The sequence below is a fragment of the Flavobacterium branchiicola genome (assembly GCF_018383905.1).
GTDB classification, from domain to species: domain Bacteria; phylum Bacteroidota; class Bacteroidia; order Flavobacteriales; family Flavobacteriaceae; genus Flavobacterium; species Flavobacterium branchiicola.
Genome location: NZ_JAGYWA010000004.1, coordinates 631421 through 650673 on the forward strand (window position 1 = coordinate 631421; position 19253 = coordinate 650673).

The following is a 19253-nucleotide window of genomic DNA, read 5'->3' on the forward strand; positions in this document are numbered from 1 at the left end:
AGTCTTCCTTCGGGGAGATTTTTTTATTTTTGGACTTATCAGAAGTTAAATGTTATTGGTTAGAAGTTGCAAATTGAGTGTTCTGCTCAAAAATAAAATTATCCCCAAGAACTTATAACTCATCACCTATAACTTATAACTAAAAAGAATGAGTAAAGTCGTTTTAATTACCGGAGGATCTTCAGGAATTGGAAAATCTATTGGCGAATTTTTGCATCAGAAAGGTTTTGTTGTTTACGGAACAAGTAGAAATCCGGAGAAAGTTTTAAATTCAGTTTTTCCTTTAGTTGCTTTAGATGTCCGAGACGCTGAATCTATCAAAAATGCGGTTGCAAAAATTATTACAACTTCCGGTAGATTAGATATTGTTATTAATAATGCCGGGGTAGGAATTACAGGACCTTTGGAAGAAATTCCGACAGAGGAAATCAGGAATAATTTTGAAACCAATTTTTTTGGACCAATCGAGGTTATGAAAGCGGTTTTACCACAAATGCGTAATCAAAAATCGGGCTTAATAATTAATATCACGTCAATTGCCGGTTATATGGGGCTTCCTTACAGAAGTGTTTACTCAGCATCAAAAGGGGCTTTGGAGTTAATTACTGAAGCATTAAGAATGGAAGTTAAATCTTTTGGTATTGAAATTACAAATGTAGCGCCAGGGGATTTTGCAACGAATATTGCGGCTGGACGTTATCATGCGCCAGTTATTAAAGATTCGGCTTATGAAAAGGTTTACGGTGATGTTTTGGCTACCATGAATGATCATGTTGATGCAGGAAGTAACCCGAACGAAATGGCTGAAGCTGTTTTTAAAATTATTGAGACCAATAAACCAAAAGTGCATTATAAAGTGGGTGCTTTTATGCAGAAATTTTCAATTGTTTTAAAGCGTGCGCTGCCGGATAAAATGTACGAGAAAATGTTAATGAATCATTATAAACTTTAAAAATGGTGTCAATAACAAGATTTTACACATAATTGTCAAAATGCTTTAGATTTTGAAATTGTTATTGGTATTGATTTTGTAATTTTGCACCGAATTTTTTCAACACACAATTAAATATATAGATTATGAAATTTTTTATTGATACAGCTAATTTAGCTCAAATTAAAGAAGCGCAGGCTTTAGGTGTTTTAGATGGTGTAACCACTAATCCATCATTGATGGCAAAAGAAGGAATTACCGGAAAAAACAACATTTTGAAGCATTACGTTGATATCTGTAATCTGGTAGAAGGTGATGTAAGTGCTGAAGTGAATGCTTTGGATTTTGATGGAATGATTAAAGAAGGTGAGGAGTTGGCTGAATTGCACGACCAAATCGTTGTAAAATTACCTATGACGAAAGAAGGTGTAATGGCTGCGAAATATTTTTCAGACAAAGGAATTAAAACAAACGTAACTCTTGTGTTTTCTGCAGGACAAGCTTTATTGGCTGCAAAAGCGGGTGCAACTTATGTTTCTCCTTTTATTGGTCGTTTAGATGATGTTTCTACAGATGGTTTAAACTTAATCCAGGAAATTAGAGAGATCTATGATAACTACGGTTATGAGACTCAAATTTTAGCAGCTTCTGTACGTCATACTATGCATATTGTAAACTGTGCTAAAATTGGTGCAGATGTTATGACAGGGCCACTTTCTGCTATTTATGGTTTATTAAAACATCCTTTGACTGATATCGGTTTAGCACAGTTTGTTGCTGACTTTGAAAAAGGAAATAAATAAGAATCAAGTTATTATAATTTCAAATCGTCTTTTTTTTATTGAAAAAAGACGATTTTTTTTTTACTTTTATGTGAACGTAAAAAAAAAGCTTATGAAAATTATATTGGTTTTAGTTTCGTTTTTCGCTGCAAGTCTGTCTATAAATGCACAAGCGGCCAAGATTTTGACAAGTGTAAATGATGCTGGTGATGTGGCTACTTACGAGCTGGATTGCACCGTGAAATTTCAAACTTTGGCAAAAGGGTTGCGATATAATATTACGCGCCATGAGTTTAAGGGGCCGGAAATGAAAAATAATTACCGTTTGTTACTGGTAATGGATGGTTTTTATTCTAAAACTTTAAATGATTCCATGAAGATTTCTGCTGTTTTGACAGATGGAACTGTTATTGAAGCGCGAAAAATAATTGAAGATGACGGTTTTTTTGATGGAGCGTGTACTTTAAAAATAAAAGATCCCAAAGCTTTATTAGAAGCTAATATTGACAAAGTCGTTGTTCATGCTGACAAAGAAGTTGTTTATAAGATTTCGGATCAAAACAGGGCTGTTTTTAAGAAGAATTTGAGTAATATTATTGAGGCTAAGTAAAGTCGCTAAGATTCTAAGATGCTAAGGAGCTAAGTTTTTAGATGGTCTACTTATAAAAAAAAACTCCCATTTATTAAATGGGAGTTTTTTTTATGTTTTATTTTTAGTGTCCGCCGCCTTCGCTTTCTACGTGACTTATTCCTTGTCTTTTTAAGATTTTAGGGCAATAGAAACCGTAGAATCCTAAGTAAGCAAAACCAAGAAGTGGTACGATGTAAGAAAAGTGAGTCCAGCTAATTCCGAATATTCCACCCGGACTTGTTGAGTCGATATCACAGATACTTCCCTGGATTAACGGAATAACTCCACCTCCAAGAATCATCATAATTAAGAAAGATGATGCTTTTCCTGTGTTTTTTCCTAAACCAGCAATTGCTAAATCGAAGATAGAAGGCCACATGATAGATAAGAATAAACCTCCAGAGATAAAGAAGAATTTAGCAATTTCAGGATTTGGATAAACTAATCCGGCAACCATCATTACTAAACCTGATATTCCGAAAAGCATTAAAGTTTTCCCAGCATTTTTTCCGCCTACAAAACTTACTGCAATGAATAATAAAATCCAGATTGGGTAAATGTAGAATGATCGAACATCATGTGCAGCAAAAATATTAGCTCCAATAATTACTCCAAATGCTACAGCTGGTACAATGAATTTTAAAGCTGTATTGATCAGGTTTGAAGTGTTGAAAACGTTAACACCACCATTCCAACGGCCAATCATTAAACTTCCCCAGTATAAAGCGATAAAAGGAGCAATAGCATCTTCTAAAACGTTTCCAAATTCATTTGTGTGTAATAAAGCAGGTAAATTACTAATGATTGTAACTTCGGTTCCAACATAGATAAAGATTCCTAACATACCTAAATAAAGTTGCGGGTAATCTAAAATGCTGAATTTATTGTGTTTGTGCTCTATTTGAGCTTCTTCCTCATCTGCTTTTGCAGGATCTTCAATTTTAGAAAAATACATGAAGATTGCCACTACAATAAACGCAAGACCTAAAATGATAAAAGGTAATTTGATGTCTTCTAAAGAAAGGTTTGTTTTTTTGTTGTCGCCCATTCCAAATAATGCAATTCCTAATAAGATTGCGCCGATAGTAGTTCCGAAAGAGTTTACACCTCCGGCTAAAGTTAAACGGTGAGCTCCGGTATTTGGACTTCCCATTTTAATGGCTAGCGGGTTAGCAACAATTTGCTGAATAGAAAACCCTAAACCTACAGTAAATAAAGCTGTTAAGAAGAATGGGAAGCTTTCCATTGTCGCAGCAGGAACGAATAAAAACGAACCAAGCGAAGAAAGAAGTAATCCGGCAGAAAGTGTTTTTTTGTATCCGAATTTTTGTAAAACGTCTGATTTTAGAGATATTAAAAAGAATATAATTGACCCTACAAAGTATGCCGCATAAAATGCCCAGGCTACTAATTGTGATTGTACTTGTGATAAAGTAAATACTTTTTTGAATACTGGAATCAGGATATCATTGGCAGAACCAACAAAACCCCAAAAAAAGAAGACGATTATCAAGGAGATAAACTGCCCCCATTTGGTTTGTACATTTTCTGAACTCATAATTGTAATAAGGTTAATTTTTTAATTTTATTGTTTTTTGAAGACCGTAAATATATTTGTTACGAATATCAAAAAAAAATAAAAAGGCACAAATAATGTTAAATTTAAACCAACGACATTATTTTTTCAACAATGTGTTAGTTTTAACTTAGTTAGAAAATGGGATTATCGACGAGGGTTATTCCAGAATTTTATTTTTTACATCCTTGCTGTAGTTTCTGCCTATCGGAATAGTGTACGATTGTATCTGAATGCGGTTTCCTTCTATTGATTTTACCTTATTCAGGGCAATCACATAAGATTTATGAATGCGTAAAAAACGATCGGCTGGCAATTCTTCAGATAGAGAAGTTAAAGATTTATGTGTGATATAGGTTTTATCGGGAGTAACTACTTTTATGTATTCTTTCATTCCTTCGATAAATAAAATTTCTTCAATATTAATTTTCATCATCTTTTTATCTACTTTGATAAAAATATGAGAATCACCTTTGGCAGTTTCAACTTTTATATTGTTTTTGAGATTAAATTCTGTGGTAATTTTATTAATACATTTTATAAATCTTGGCAGTGGGATTGGTTTTACTAAATAATCTAAAACATCGAGATCATAACTTTCTGCAGCAAATTCTCTAAAAGCAGTTGTAATAATAATTTTAGTTTTGTTTTCGATTAAGCTAATCAGTTCAAAACCTGTCATCATAGGCATGTTGATATCCAAAAAGACAGCGTCTACAGGAGTGCTGTTTAAGAAATCAAGTGCTTCTAAAGAATTATTGAATGTGGCAACAACTTCAAAATCTGTAAAATTCACAAAGTAATTTTGCAGGACTTTGATAGCTAAAGGTTCGTCATCAATCAATACGCATTTAATCTTCATTATGAATAGGTATTTGCAAACGGATTATATAGTAATTTAATTTAGTACTGGATTTTAAGCTAAAATTATTTTTGTAAATTAATTTCAATCTTTTTTTTGTATTGACTAATCCAATTCCACCTTTTGAATTAAGATTTTGTGAAATTACAAAATTATTTAGGATTTCAAAATCTAACAGTTTATTGTCAATAACTTTACAATTGATTTTTATTTTTAAGTTTTGATTGTTTAATCCACCGTGTTTAAAGGCGTTTTCAACAAGTGAAATAAAAATCAGCGGGGGCACTACAATATCTTCAATGCTTGATTCTACATTAATTCTCGCTTCGACATTAGTAAAACGAAGTTTCTCTATTTCAATATAATTCTGGATGTAATCAATCTCTTTAATAAGCGGAACAAACTTTGTTCCTTTTACATCATACAATACATATTCCATCAAGTTTGAAAGTTTGATGATTACATCAGGAACTTTGTCTGATGATTCCAGAGATAAAGCGTATAGATTATTTAAGGTGTTAAAGAAGAAATGTGGCTGGATTTGATTTTCCAGATATTTCAGTTTGATTTTAAATTGGTTTTCTCTCAATGAGCGATTTCGTTCTCTTTCTCTTAACCATGTCAAAGTAAGATAAACAGAAGATGCCATTGCCAGAACATACAATTCTCCAATACAAACAGCTACTATATGATTAATCTCAAAGGGATGGTATTCGCGATTAGCTTCCGGCCAGATATTTTCGGATATAATATAAAAGGTAAGTGCTGTTTTAATTAAATAAATAGCAAACAGACTGAGTAAAAGTGAAAATGTATAGGTTTTGTATTTCTGTTTTAATACATATTTGGGAACTAAAACAAAAAGATTGAAATAGACTAAAGGGATATGCAGAGAAAATTCGATCAGGTTTGATTTGAATGAATAAGCATAATCGTTAAAGTAAGCTCCCCACCTTAAAAAATTTAAAGTAAAATAACTACCCCAAAACCAAACATGATTTTGAAGTTTAATATTGAATTTTAGTTTTTGAATTTCGTTCAACTTGGTTTACTGGTTTTTAGCTTTTTTTTGGGGTAATATGCTTTAAATATTGTGCAACTTTAAACAATTAGCGGTTAAAACGCAATTCTTTTGAATAAAAAAATACAAAAAAAGTGAAATTATGGTTTATTTTTTGAAAATAACGTTTTCGTAAAACATAATGTTGAATGATTTGTGTTGTTGGTTTATAGTTTTTTGCTGTTTGTATAAATTGTTTTATTTAGGATAATATTAACAATATATTTATCACATAACTAAAAAAAAACATAAAATAATGAAACAAATTGTATTAATCTTTATGATTTTTCTCGCCTCGCACTTGAATGCACAGGTGAAAACGATCAAAGGTTTGGTAAGCGATGAAAACGGATTACCGTTGCCAGGAGTTAGTGTACTAAAACAAGGTACAAAAACGGTTACCCAATCTGATTTTGACGGAGTCTATACGATTCAGGCCTCTACAGGAGATGTGCTTGTATTTTCGTATATTGGAATTAAAACTAAAGCTGTAACTGTGGCAGGTTCAACTACCTTGAATGTTGTATTGTCACAAGATACTCAAAATCTAAACGAAGTAGTAGTTACTGCTTTAGGTATCAAGAGACAAAAGAAAGAACTGGGTTATGCGGTTCAGGATGTTAAAGGAGATCAGCTGAATAAAGTAATCACAACCAATGTAGCAACGGCGTTATCAGGTAAAGTTGCCGGTGTTGATGTATCGATTCCTGCAACAGGAGTAGGAGGAAGTACAAGAGTTATTATTAGAGGTATATCAAGTATAGGTGAGAGTAACCAGCCACTTTATATTGTTGATGGTGTTCCTATTGATAATTCAGGTTTGTCTAATGATAATGCAGCAACAAGTAAATGGTTTGATGGAAGAGATAGCGGAGATGGTATTTCGAGTATTAATCCAAATGATATTGAAAGTCTTACGGTTCTTAAAGGTGCAGCAGCGGCAGCATTATATGGTTCCAGAGCGTTAAATGGTGTAATCTTAATTACAACTAAAAAAGGAAGCAAAGGAAAATTACAGGTCGAATTAACCAGCGGTGTAAGTTTTGACAGAGTAAACGCCAAATACAATGACTACCAGACAGAATACGGAACAGGATCAAACGGAATTTTACCAGATCCTAATAAAGCTCCTGCCGAAGTTTATCAATATACTACAAGTGCATGGGGACCTAAATTTTCAGATGCCGTTGGTCAGCAAGTAAAAATATTTGATGGTTCTATGAGGCCTTATGCTAAAGTAAATAACAATATTCAGGATTTCTTTAGAACAGGCTTTACGACATCAAACGGGATTTCTCTTTCTGCAGGAAGTGAGAATGCAATTGTTCGCTTTGGATTTAATAATCTTAAAAATGATGACGTAATTCCAGAATCAGGTTTAGAAAGAAACAATGCCAGTTTGAATGCGACTATTAAATCTGAGAAATTTACTTTGGATGCAAACGTAAATTATATGGTTGAAAACACAGATAACCGACCAGGTTTAGGAGATTCGCCAAATAATGTTGGATATTCTTTAAGTGGTTTGGCGCCAAATATTGATCAGGCATGGCTTAAAAACTCTGTTAATCCTGAAGATGGTTCAATGTACCCATGGAATAACAATGTATATTCATTGAATCCGTATTGGGTTGTAAATGAGAATCATAATTCAAGCAGAAAAAATCGTTTTACAGGAAATGTTGCAGGAACTTATCAGCTAAAAAATTGGGTTGCTTTGACGTTTAGAACAGGTTTAGATACTTATAATTTTGGTTCTAAGGATTTTATGGCTTGGGGAAATACATGGCCAGGAAGAGACAGTGGTTATCTTGGACTTGAAGATATTAAGGTTTCTGAAATGAATACGGACTTGATTGCAACATTTTCAGGTATTAAATTGTCTGAGGATGTTACATTTTCAGGAATATTAGGAGCAAGCAGAAGAGATTTTAGAAGAGAGCAAAGTTCAAGATTCGGAACCAATATTATCGAGCCGGGAACGGAGTATATCAGTAATTTTTCTAATCAGACAGAAAATGCACCACAAGATACCAGAACAAGAACAAATTCAGTTTATGGTTCTGCAAAATTTGATTATAAAGGTTATTTGTATGCAGAATTTACAGGAAGAAATGATTGGTTTAGTGTAATTAATAAAGATGCATTTTATCCGGCAGCTTCATTAGGTTTTATCTTCTCTGATGCATTTAATATCAAAAGCGATACTTTTTCTTATGGAAAATTCAGAGCATCATGGGCAGAAGTTTCAAATGCACCGGGAGCGTATAAAAATGCTTTAAATTATACCACATACTCTTCTTATAATGGAGGTAGTGTTGTAAACATTAAAAATACTTCGGCACCAAACCCTAATTTAACTTATCAGTCAAAAACCGGAATTGAGTTTGGATTGGAGACCGCTTTCTTCAAAAACAGATTAAAAGCAGATATTACAGTTTATCGTGAAGATACTTCAGATCAGACAATCGATTTACCATCTTCTGCAACTTCCGGATATGAGTTTATTTCTGTAAATGCGGGTAAACTTCGTAATGAAGGTATTGAGATCTTTTTATCAGGAACACCAATCAAAACAAAAGATTTTGAATGGGGAATTGATTTGAACTTTTCTAAAAATAAAAACTCGATTCTTTCATTGCATCCGCAAATTGATACTTATACTATTTCTGAAGCTCGTTGGGCTGGTGCGGCGATTGTTGCGCAAGTTGGAGGACAATACGGAACTATTATAGGTAAAGATTTTCAAAAATCGCCTTCTGGAGAAATGATTGTTGGAGCAAATGGACTTCCTGTTTACACAGATACAAAAGTGGCTTTAGGAAAAGGTCTTCCGGATTGGGCAGCAGGTTTAACAAACCGTTTCTCTTATAAAGGCATCACGCTTCAATTTTTAATTGACATGAAATTTGGAATGGATGTTTTTTCTATGACAAACTCTTTAGCTGCACAAAAAGGACTTCTTGATGTTACTACAGAAGGAAGAGATGCCTACAATGAAGCAAGAGCACAGGCTGTTGCAAATGATCCTAATTTCAGTCAGGCAACCTGGATTCCTACAGCGGGTTACGTGGCAAACGGAGTAGTAAATACAGGAACAGAAGCTAATCCTGTGTATGTAAAAAATACAACTCCTGTAAATCCGCAAGATTATTGGAATTCTGTATTTAACAATACACCGGCACCATTTATTTATGATGCATCTTATGTGAAATTGAGAGAAGTAAGTTTAGGATACCAAATACCAAAAAGTGTTTTTGAGGGAGCAAAAATCAACTCCATATATATGTCGGTATTTGCCAGAAACTTATTCACTATCAATAAAGATTTACCAAACATTGATCCGGAGTCTATGTATACCTCAGGAAATGGACAAGGTTTTGAATATGGTTCGTTGCCATTTAGAAGATCATATGGTTTTAATCTTAAAATTACATTCTAAAAAAAGAAATTATGAAATTTAAAGAAATTATAATAGCCTCATTAGTAGTTCTTACGTTATCAGGCTGTACAGAAAACTTTGATGCACTGGAGAAAGATCCGGTTGCGTTATCTGCGAATCCTGCAGGACAACTAACCTTTACCCAATTGTGTTTGTCTGGTGATGGATATTATCAATGGAGAGCTAATTTGATTTATTCCGGAGGATTTGTGCAACATTATGCCGGAGCATGGAACGTGACAGAATTTGGAAGTAAATTCAAAAAAAATGATGATTATGCTACCGCTTTATGGAGAAATGGATATGCTAATGAACTAAAAAGCGCAGTTGATATTATTGAAAATACATCTAAAGATCCGGCTCTTGTAAACATGAATGCCGTAGCAAAAATCATGAAGGTGATGATTGCACAGCGTATTACAGATTTGTATGGAGATGTTCCTTATTCCGAAGCTGGTTTAGGTTTCTCAAAAGGAATTGTAACCCCTAAATATGACAAGCAGCAAGATATTTACAATGCCTTCTTTAAAGAGTTGGAAGAAGCGTTTGTTCAACTAAATGATGGTGGCGGTACGGTAAAAGGAGATCAGTTTTATAATGGGGATATTTCAAAATGGAAAAAACTGGCCAATACTTTGCGCTTGCGTCTTGCTATGAGAATTTCAGAAGTAAGTCCGGCAGAAGCTGAAAAGCAAGCAAAAGCTGCCTTTCAAAATGGTGTTTTTGAAAGTAATGCTGATAACTGTTTGATGAAATGTCTGGATTATCCTTTTAATGATACTCCGGGAGCACTTGATTTTAGAGGAAACGGATTATCCTATGCTTTTATCGGAAACGAAAATGGAGATCACTTCAGTTCGCTGATGATCGATTTTTTAAGAAACAATGGCGATCCTAGATTAACAATGCTTGCAACTCCTAAAACAGGAGGAGCAAATGGAGGAGCTCCTGCTCCTGGAGAGGAATTATATGTTGGAAATACTCCCGGAGTTTTTCAATGGGAAATGCAAGGTGGATCTACTGCAATTTCAGGAATTCAGCCATATTTAAAATTAAAAACAACTCCTTTTTTACATGTTAGTTATTCAGAATCACAATTATTGTTGGCTGAAGCTGCCTATAGAGGATGGGTTACAGGTTCTGCAGCCGATTATTATAAAAAAGGAGTTGAAGCGGGGATCAGACAACTTGTAATTTATGGGGCAGCTTTGCCAACTCAAGGAGCAATAGATACTTATTTAAACAGCAAACCTTTAGTTGCCGGACAAGAAAAAGAACAAATTGCAACGCAGCTTTGGGTTACTTATTTGTTAAACAGTATCGAAGCATATTCAAACTGGAGAAGAACAGGATTCCCTAAATTATTACCAATAACAAATCCTGATTCAGAAACAGGCGGAGTTGTTCCAACACGTTTATACTATCCAAATGATGAAGCGCAGAAAAATGGAGCGAATTTCCAGGAAGCTTTAGATAGAATGGGAGGTAAGAATGAATGGACAAATAAAGTTTGGTGGGATGTAAACTAACGTAAAATCTCAAAATAAAGCTATGCCTAATACGGTATTATTTCAATCTAATTAAAATTAAAAATTATGATCAGTAATAAGGCCTTATTAGGCATTCTTTTCTTTATAAATTCGCTATTATCAGTTTACAGTAGTCCTGCTAAAAAAGGAAATGATGTTACAGATTTAAAGCCAAAAACGGCTAGAATAGTGGGGTATTTATCGGTGGATAATTTTAGTAAAATGACTTCAATTCAGTTTTGCAAATTAACACATCTCAATATTGCTTTTGCAAATCCTGATAAAAATGGAAATATCATTTTTACGGGAGATATTGATGCTCTTGTTAAATATGCTAGATCGGCCAATCCTAATATTATAATAAGTATTTCTTTGGCAGGAGGCGTAATTTCAGAAGAACAGGCCTCAAATTGGTCTTGGCTTATAGATCAACCAGAAAACAGACCAGTTTTAATTCAGAATATTATAAATTTTGTTGCGCTTCATCATTTAGATGGTGTTGATATAGATCTTGAATGGAATGCCGTAACAATTGGTTATAGTGATTTTGTAATTGAATTAAAAAAAAGTCTTTCAGAACATAAAAAAATTATGACGGCGGCATTGCCTAATACTACCAGATTTGAAAACATCAGTACAACAGCTTTGGATGCATTTGATTTTTTAAATATTATGGCTTATGACAGCACTGGGCCCTGGACACCAAACAACCCTGGCCAGCATAGCTCTTTTGATTTTGCCGTTAATGGAATTGATTTTTGGCACAAAATGCAAAACGTTCCCAGTGAAAAACTGACGCTTGGTGTACCATTTTATGGTTATAATTTCACATTTCCTGATGTTACAAGTTCAACTTACGGACAAATTGTAGAAATAGGAAAACAATTTGCTGATCTTGATGAATTAGGAAAGATATATTATAACGGAAGACCAACAATTTCTAAAAAGGTAGAATATGCAGTACAAAATACCGGAGGAATTATGATTTGGGAACTCGCTCAGGATTCTTTTGATGAATATTCTCTTTTAGAAGTTATTCATAAAAAATTTAATTCGATGAAAATTAAAACTACAGGCCTCTGCAATAATTAATATTTAAACCAACGACATTTATTTTTAAATAATCTGCAAAAGTTAAAAGGAGTATAGAACTAATGTTTTGTTAAAATAATCATTTAAAAGCGTTTATTGATGCTTTTTATTTTGCTAAAAGGTTGTTTTGTAAGTAGTTGTGAAATTTTATTATATTCACTAAATAAGTGGATTTGTTGAATATAATATTGAATAATGCTTAAAAAATAAAAATATATCGATTTGAAAACGTTTTCGTAACGCGCATTATTGAATGTTTTATGTCGTTTGTTTAAAGTTTGAAGCTGTTTGTATAAATTATTTTTTTTAACAATCCCTTAAGAATAAATTTACACCATAACTAACAAAATAAATAAACATGAAAAAAATTTTCTTAATCTTTATGATTGTTTTTACTGCGCAGGTTTCGCTTGCTCAGGTAAAGAATGTTAAAGGTGTGATTACAGGTTCTGATGGGATGCCGTTGCCAGGCGCATCTGTTGCGGTACAAGGAAGTCAAAAAGGGGCTAGTACTGATTTTGACGGATTGTTCACAATCGAGGCACAAAAAGGACAAACATTGGTTTTCTCTTATGTAGGTCTTGAGTCACAATCTATAGTTGTAGGAGATGCTACTACAATTAATGTAAAAATGATTCCGGCAGCATCTAATGCATTAAATGAAGTTGTTGTAACTTCTTTAGGTCTTAAAAGATCAAAAAAGACGCTTACTTATGCTGCGCAAGAAGTAAAAGGTGAAGAGGTAACAAGAGTTAAAGATGCCAACTTAATGAATAGTTTATCTGGAAAAGTTGCAGGTTTAATTGTTGGAAAAAGTTCTGCTGGAGCTGGTGGTGCAGTAAAAGTAACTATTCGTGGTAACTCATCTGCTACAAACAATCAGCCATTATATGTTGTTGACGGAATTCCGTTATTAAACTCTACTTCTGCTATGGCAAACCAGGTTTTTGGTGATACAGCCGGAGGTAACAGAGATGGTGGAGATGCAATCTCAATGATGAATCCAGATGATATTGAATCTATGACAGTACTTAAAGGAGCTTCTGCTTCTGCGTTATATGGTTCTCAGGGAGCAAATGGTGTTATCTTAATAACAACTAAAAAAGGTAAAGAAGGAAAAGTAACAGCTAATTATAATGCAAGTGTATTTGTAGATAATGTAGTTTCTTTACCGGAATTTCAAACTAATTATGGTGCAGATGGCGCATCTGATAAATCTTGGGGAGCAGCAAAAAATTCTCCTGATCATGTTAAAGGTTTTTATAATACTGGGGTAACAATGATTAACTCTGTCTCAATAAATGGTGGTAATGAGAAAGCAACAACTAGCCTTACTTACGCAAACACTAACGTTGATGGAGTAATACCAACAAACGAGTTTAAGAAAAATAATATTGCACTTCGTCAAAGTGTTAAATTGTTTGATGATAAAGTAACTGTTGATGCTTCATTATCTTATGCTGAACAAAAGATCAATAATAAGCCAACAAATGGATTATATTTTAACCCATTAACAGGAGTTTATTTGTTTCCAAGAGGTAACGATTTTAATGATTACTACAAGAATTATGAAGTGTTTGATCCTTCTAGAAACTTAATGACTCAAAGATGGCCATCAGCGACTTCAGATATTATTCAAAATCCAGGCTGGATTTTAAACAGAAACGCTTCTATCGATAAAAATCAATCATTAATTACTTCTGCTGCTATTACATATAAAGCAAACAACTGGTTAAATGTAAAAGCCAGAGGAGGTTATAACAGATTGTATAATACATTTGATAAAAGAATGTATGCAGGAACAAATGAAACATTGGCTCCGTCTACAGGTAGATACATCTATTCAGATAGTGAAAGTTATCAGTTATATGGTGATTTAATCGCTACTATTAATACAAAATTCAACGATGATTTCTCATTCAGTGCTACGGTTGGTACGAGTTTAACAAAATCTACAATTAATGATGCTTTTGTAAGTGATTCAGGTCAAAAAAATGGCCTAGTAAATGCAAACTGGTTTAATACTGGTAACTTTGTATCTGCTGAAAGAAATGCACACACAATTGGTGGTAAAAAAGAAGTTCAGTCTGTTTTTGCAAGTGCAACTATTGGTTATAAAGATATGGTTTATCTTGATGTAACAGGAAGAAATGACTGGTCATCAACATTGGTTAATACAGATAATTTAAGCTTCTTTTATCCTTCTGTAGGTTTGTCAGCTATTTTAAGTCAAATGGTAACATTCCCAGAGGCAATAAGTTATGCAAAAGTAAGAGGTTCTTATGCTGAGGTTGGTAATGATGTTGCTCCTTTTTTAACTACACCAGTAAATACTTTGGTTGGTGGTATTGTGACAGCTCCAAATGTTGGTCCAAAACCAGGAACTTCTATAAAACCGGAAATGCAAAACTCTTACGAATTTGGTACAGAGTGGAGATTCTTGAATAATAGAATAGGATTTGATTTTACTTACTACAGAAATGAAACTAAAAATCAATTAATTACTGCTCCGGCTCCAATTCCTAATACTACTGGATATCAAAACTATGCATTTAATGCTGGTAGTATCGAAAATAAAGGTTTTGAGATTTCTGTAACTGCTAAAGCAATTGCAAATGATAACTTCTCTTGGGATCTAGGATTAAATTATGCTTCAAACAAAAATACAGTACTTGATTTAGGTACAGGTGCAAATGGAGATGTTAGTACAGTTATCTTGACTAATGGAGATCCAAATAGTTACAGATATGTTATGAAACAAGGACAACCATTCGGGACAATTCAAGGGAAGAATATTTTGAGAAATGAACAAGGTCAAATGCTACTTGCTGGTACTGGAGCTGCAGCTGTAGCTCAAAAAACGGACTGGGTAGACATGGGAAGTTCAAACCCTGATTTCATGTTAGGTTTTTCAAACTCTTTCAAATACAAAAAATTAACTTTAAATGTACTTATTGATGGTAGATTTGGTGGTAATGTAATGAGTTTAACTGAGGCTATGATGGATTCTTATGGTGTATCTAAAGCGTCAGGTGATGCAAGAGATGCTGGAGGAGTTAAAGTAAACGCAATTGATGATAAAGGAAATCCGGTAACTGTAATGACTGCAGAAAAGTACTACGGTTCAGTTGGAGATAGAGCTGGTGCTACTGGAGAGTATATGTACAAAGCAACAAATGTTAAATTAGGTGAGCTTTCATTAGGATATACTTTCGACTTCAGTAAAGAAACAATCTTTAAATCAGTGAATCTTGCACTTGTTGGTAAAAACTTATTTTTCTTCTACAAAGATGCTCCGTTTGATCCAAACGTAACATTAAGTTCTGGAGAAGGATTACAAGGTGTTGATATTTTTGGTGCTCCATCAACAAGAAGTATTGGTGTTAATTTAAATTTAACTTTCTAAATAATATAATAAAAGGACAAAACCTTTTGGTTGTTGTAAGAGAATCTTGTTTGTTGATTGAATGTAGAAAAATGTAAAACAACAAACAATTTAGCCCTAAATGGGTTGGCTTATAAATCAATAAAAATGATTTTAATTAACGATAAAAATTCACAGATGAAAAATAAATTATTAATATTTGGTTCAGCTTTAGCTCTTGCATTTGCCAGCTGTACAAGTAACTTTGAGGATATAAATACTAACGAGACTGGTTTTAGTAACGGTCAGATAGAACAGGATTTTAATCAGGTAAAGGCGCCTCTTAAAACAATGCAAAGAGGAATGTATATCCTGGTTGCAGATGATTGGCAGGGAGATATTCAGTTTAACTTAAATGCAGATATCTTTTCGGGATATATGGGGACGCCTCATGATTTTGAAGGTAATGCAAACAACTCTACCTATGCTTTACTAGATGGTTGGAATGGTGCTGAATGGGTTCAGAAGTATCAAAGAGAAATGGTAAATGCTTATAATCTTGAGAAATTAACAAAAGAAAAATATCCTCAGTTTTATGCCTGGTCTTTAATCTTAAAAGTATATGCAATGCATAAAACAACTGATTATTACGGACCAATTGTATATTCCGGTTTTGGAAACCCTGACGGAACAACTCCTTACGATTCTCAAAAAGCAGTTTATGATCAATTTTTTGTTGAATTAAAAACAGCTGTAGATATTTTAAATACTAAAATTGCTGCAGAACTTGCTGCAGATCCAGATAAGAAAGCTGAAAACGTAACTTTCTTCACAGATATTAATGATCCAACAGATGGTACTACAGCTAAAGGTAAAGTATTGAATTGGTTAAAATTTGCTAACTCTTTACGTTTGCGTTTAGCAATGCGAATTTCTAACGTAGACCCGGCTAAAGCAAAAGCAGAAGGTGAAGCAGCTCTTGCAGGTTATGGTGTAATTACAACAAATCTTGAGAATATGGCTTATTTAGCTGAACACCCTGTTAAAACTTATACAGGTCCTTGGGCAGATATCAACGCAGGTGGAGCAATTACTTCTATTATGAATGGTTATAATGATCCAAGAAGAGCAACTTTCTTTCACACAGGTACCGGAGGTATTTACCAAGGTATTAGAATGGGATCTATTGTTGATGCCGATTATAGAACAGCTAAAGCAGATTTATTCTCTAAAGTTGGACCTATTGTAGAAAATGACATGATTCCTTGGTTTAATGCATCTGAATCTCACTTCCTGAAAGCTGAAGCAGCATTAAAGGGATGGAATGTTGGTGGATCTGCTCAATCATTTTATGAGTCAGGAATTGCAACTTCATTTGCACAACTTGGTGCAGGAAGCGCATCAACTTATACTAATGATGATGTTGCATTACCAGCTGCTTTTACAGACCCATTAAATGCTACAAATAATATTGCTGCACAAAATTTGGTAACAGTAAAATGGTCTGATGCTGCGTCTAACGAAGTGAAATTGCAAAAAATTATTACTCAAAAATGGATTGCTATTTTCCCTGACGGACAAGAAGCGTGGGCTGAAACAAGAAGAACTGGATATCCAAAATTATTTTTACCTGCAAATAACTTCTCTGGAGGAAAAATTCCAGATGGTACATTTGTTAGAAGATTGAATTTCTATGTAAATGAGAAAACTTCAAACCCAGCAGGCTATGCACAAGGTGTGAGTCTTTTAGGAGGAGTTGATACTGGAGCAACAAGACTTTGGTGGGATACTGGAGTTAATAAATTCTAATAATAGAGAGATTACAAGAATATTTAAGTTTGGTTAGTAAATGGTATAAGCAGTGCAAATTGCTTATACCATTTTAAAAAACCAAAATTGTACATACCAAAAAACCAAAAAGAAATGAAAAGTGCTTTAGAAATAAAACCTGATATTAGTTATAAGAGCGCTGGAAAATTTGAAGAGACCAGATTTGAAAAAATTCATAATGAAATCTTTAAAAATTCTGCCGAAGCTTCAGTAATTGTAGCACAGGAAATTGCGCAATTGATCAGATCTAAACAAGAGAAAAACAAATCTTGCGTATTAGGTTTAGCAACGGGTTCTTCACCAATAAAAGTATATGCAGAATTAGTTAGAATGCACAAAGAAGAAGGGTTGAGCTTTAGCAATGTAATTACTTTTAATTTGGATGAATATTATCCAATGTCAAAAGAAAACAATCAGAGCTATCATTATTTCATGCATCAGCATCTTTTTAATCACATTGATATTAAACCTGAAAACGTTAATATTCCTGATGGTACAGTTTCTATTGATGAATTGAATCAATATTGTATCGATTACGAAATGAATATTAAAAGTGCAGGAGGATTAGATTTTCAGTTATTAGGAATCGGTCGTACAGGTCACGTAGGTTTCAACGAACCTGGATCGCACATTAACTCAGGTACTCGCATTATTACTCTAGATCATATTACAAGAGTAGATGCTTCATCAGATTTTAATGGTATAGACAACGTTCCTAAAAGAGCCATTACAATGGGAGTTTCTACCATTATGAGATCCAAAAGGATTGTATTGATGGCATGGGGACAAAACAAAGCAGAAATTATTAAAAGAACCGTTCAGGGAGATATAAGCTCAGAAGTTCCCGCAACATTTTTACAAAATCATCCTAATGCAACTTTTGTTTTAGACCAGTCTGCAGCGTCAGAATTAACACGTTTTAAAACACCTTGGTTAGTAGGAGAATGCATTTGGACACAAGAATTAAAAAGTAAAGCGATTGTTTGGTTGTGCCAAAAAACAAAACAAGCGATATTAAAATTAACAGACAGAGATTACAACAACAATGGAATGTCTGATCTTTTGGCACAAGAAGGTTCTGCCTATGATTTGAATATTAATATGTTCAACGTATTGCAGCATACCATTACAGGATGGCCGGGTGGAAAACCAAACACTGACGATTCGCATCGTCCGGAAAGAGCCAATCCTGCTAAAAAAAGAATCATTCTTTTTAGTCCGCACCCAGATGATGATGTTATCTCTATGGGAGGAACTTTTTCAAAATTGATAAAACAAGGGCACGATGTACATGTAGTATATCAGACCTCCGGAAATATAGCAGTTACAGATGATGAGGCATTAAAATTTGCAGAAGTAAGCAACGATTTTGTTGGCGAAGCTGTGGCAGATATTAACTTCAAATCAGTAATTAAATTCTTAAACAATAAATCAGGAAACCAGATTGATTCTTTAGAAGTTCGAAAATTAAAAGGACTTATCAGAAGAAGAGAATCTTATGCGGCGACCCGATACATTGGATTAACAGATGAAAAAACACATTTTTTAGATCTTCCGTTTTATGAAACCGGACAGGTGAAGAAAAATCCTTTAGGACCGGAAGATATTGCAATTGTAAAAGATATTATTGCTAAAATAAAACCACATCAGGTATTTGCAGCAGGAGATCTTGCAGATCCGCACGGAACACATGAAGTTTGTCTGAATGCAATTTTCGCAGCAATGGGAGAATTGAAGCATGAAAAATACATGGATGACTGTTGGTTGTGGCTGTACCGTGGAGCATGGCAGGAATGGGATATTAATGAAATTGATATGGCAGTGCCGCTTTCTCCATCAGAAGTATTACTAAAACGTCATGCAATTTTATACCACCAGTCTCAAAAAGACAGAGTGATGTTTCAAGGAAATGATTCAAGAGAATTTTGGGTACGTGCAGAAGACCGAAATAAAAATACTGCAATTCTGTATGATGAATTAGGTCTTGCAGAATACGAAGCAATCGAAGCCTTTAAACGTTTTGATTACTAAAATAATTTTATGATTCGGGGTTAGAGGCGAATCATATGCAAAATTCAGATTGATTTATAGCGATTAGTGAGGAATCACTAGAGATCATTCTGAGTTTCTTTTATCTATTTATTAATGTTGTCT

12 protein-coding genes are annotated in these 19253 nt (G+C 33.8%); 9 read left to right on the forward strand and 3 right to left on the reverse strand.

Annotated features, from left to right (window positions below):
* The first annotated feature begins 148 nt into the window (after positions 1 to 148).
* The 3 genes from KHA98_RS12765 (at position 149) to KHA98_RS12775 (ending at position 2323) form a co-directional block, all read left to right on the forward strand.
* Positions 149 to 952, forward strand: a complete 804-nt coding sequence (locus KHA98_RS12765; protein WP_213258313.1) for an SDR family oxidoreductase — start codon at positions 149 to 151, stop codon at positions 950 to 952.
* A gap of 125 nt (positions 953 to 1077) precedes the next feature.
* Positions 1078 to 1734: a fructose-6-phosphate aldolase gene (gene fsa, locus KHA98_RS12770; RefSeq protein WP_213258314.1), complete on the forward strand. Its 657-nt coding sequence runs from the start codon at positions 1078 to 1080 to the stop codon at positions 1732 to 1734.
* Positions 1735 to 1825: 91 nt separating this feature from the next.
* Entirely contained in the window at positions 1826 to 2323 is a 498-nt protein-coding gene (locus KHA98_RS12775; RefSeq protein WP_213258315.1) for a hypothetical protein, read from the forward strand.
* 103 nt (positions 2324 to 2426) lie between these two features.
* Here the strand turns inward: KHA98_RS12775 and KHA98_RS12780 are convergent, their stop codons facing one another.
* From KHA98_RS12780 to KHA98_RS12790, 3 genes are all read right to left on the reverse strand, one after another.
* Positions 2427 to 3902, reverse strand: a complete 1476-nt coding sequence (locus KHA98_RS12780; protein WP_213258316.1) for an MFS transporter — start codon at positions 3900 to 3902, stop codon at positions 2427 to 2429.
* 178 nt (positions 3903 to 4080) lie between these two features.
* Entirely contained in the window at positions 4081 to 4782 is a 702-nt protein-coding gene (locus KHA98_RS12785; RefSeq protein ID WP_213258317.1) for a LytR/AlgR family response regulator transcription factor, read from the reverse strand.
* Entirely contained in the window at positions 4772 to 5824 is a 1053-nt protein-coding gene (locus KHA98_RS12790; RefSeq protein ID WP_213258318.1) for a sensor histidine kinase, read from the reverse strand. The genes KHA98_RS12785 and KHA98_RS12790 overlap by 11 nt, the downstream gene beginning before the upstream one ends.
* Before the next feature lie 274 nt (positions 5825 to 6098).
* Here KHA98_RS12790 and KHA98_RS12795 point away from each other — a divergent pair, with 274 nt between their 5' ends.
* From KHA98_RS12795 to nagB, 6 genes are all read left to right on the forward strand, one after another.
* A complete protein-coding gene (locus tag KHA98_RS12795; RefSeq protein ID WP_213258319.1) occupies positions 6099 to 9284 on the forward strand; it encodes a SusC/RagA family TonB-linked outer membrane protein in 3186 nt (1061 codons plus the stop codon).
* Positions 9285 to 9295: 11 nt separating this feature from the next.
* Positions 9296 to 10813, forward strand: coding sequence for a SusD/RagB family nutrient-binding outer membrane lipoprotein (locus KHA98_RS12800; protein WP_213258320.1), 1518 nt, complete (start codon positions 9296 to 9298; stop codon positions 10811 to 10813).
* A 66-nt stretch (positions 10814 to 10879) separates the two neighbouring features.
* Positions 10880 to 11905 (forward strand): glycosyl hydrolase family 18 protein, encoded by a 1026-nt coding sequence (locus KHA98_RS12805; protein WP_213258321.1) that lies wholly within the window; start codon positions 10880 to 10882, stop codon positions 11903 to 11905.
* A 358-nt stretch (positions 11906 to 12263) separates the two neighbouring features.
* Positions 12264 to 15311 (forward strand): SusC/RagA family TonB-linked outer membrane protein, encoded by a 3048-nt coding sequence (locus KHA98_RS12810; RefSeq protein WP_213258322.1) that lies wholly within the window; start codon positions 12264 to 12266, stop codon positions 15309 to 15311.
* A gap of 156 nt (positions 15312 to 15467) precedes the next feature.
* Positions 15468 to 17078: a SusD/RagB family nutrient-binding outer membrane lipoprotein gene (locus KHA98_RS12815; RefSeq protein WP_213258323.1), complete on the forward strand. Its 1611-nt coding sequence runs from the start codon at positions 15468 to 15470 to the stop codon at positions 17076 to 17078.
* A 114-nt stretch (positions 17079 to 17192) separates the two neighbouring features.
* Positions 17193 to 19130 carry a glucosamine-6-phosphate deaminase gene (gene nagB / locus KHA98_RS12820; RefSeq protein WP_213258324.1) on the forward strand — a complete coding sequence of 646 codons (1938 nt, stop codon included), beginning with the start codon at positions 17193 to 17195 and terminating at the stop codon, positions 19128 to 19130.
* Positions 19131 to 19253 lie beyond the last annotated feature (123 nt).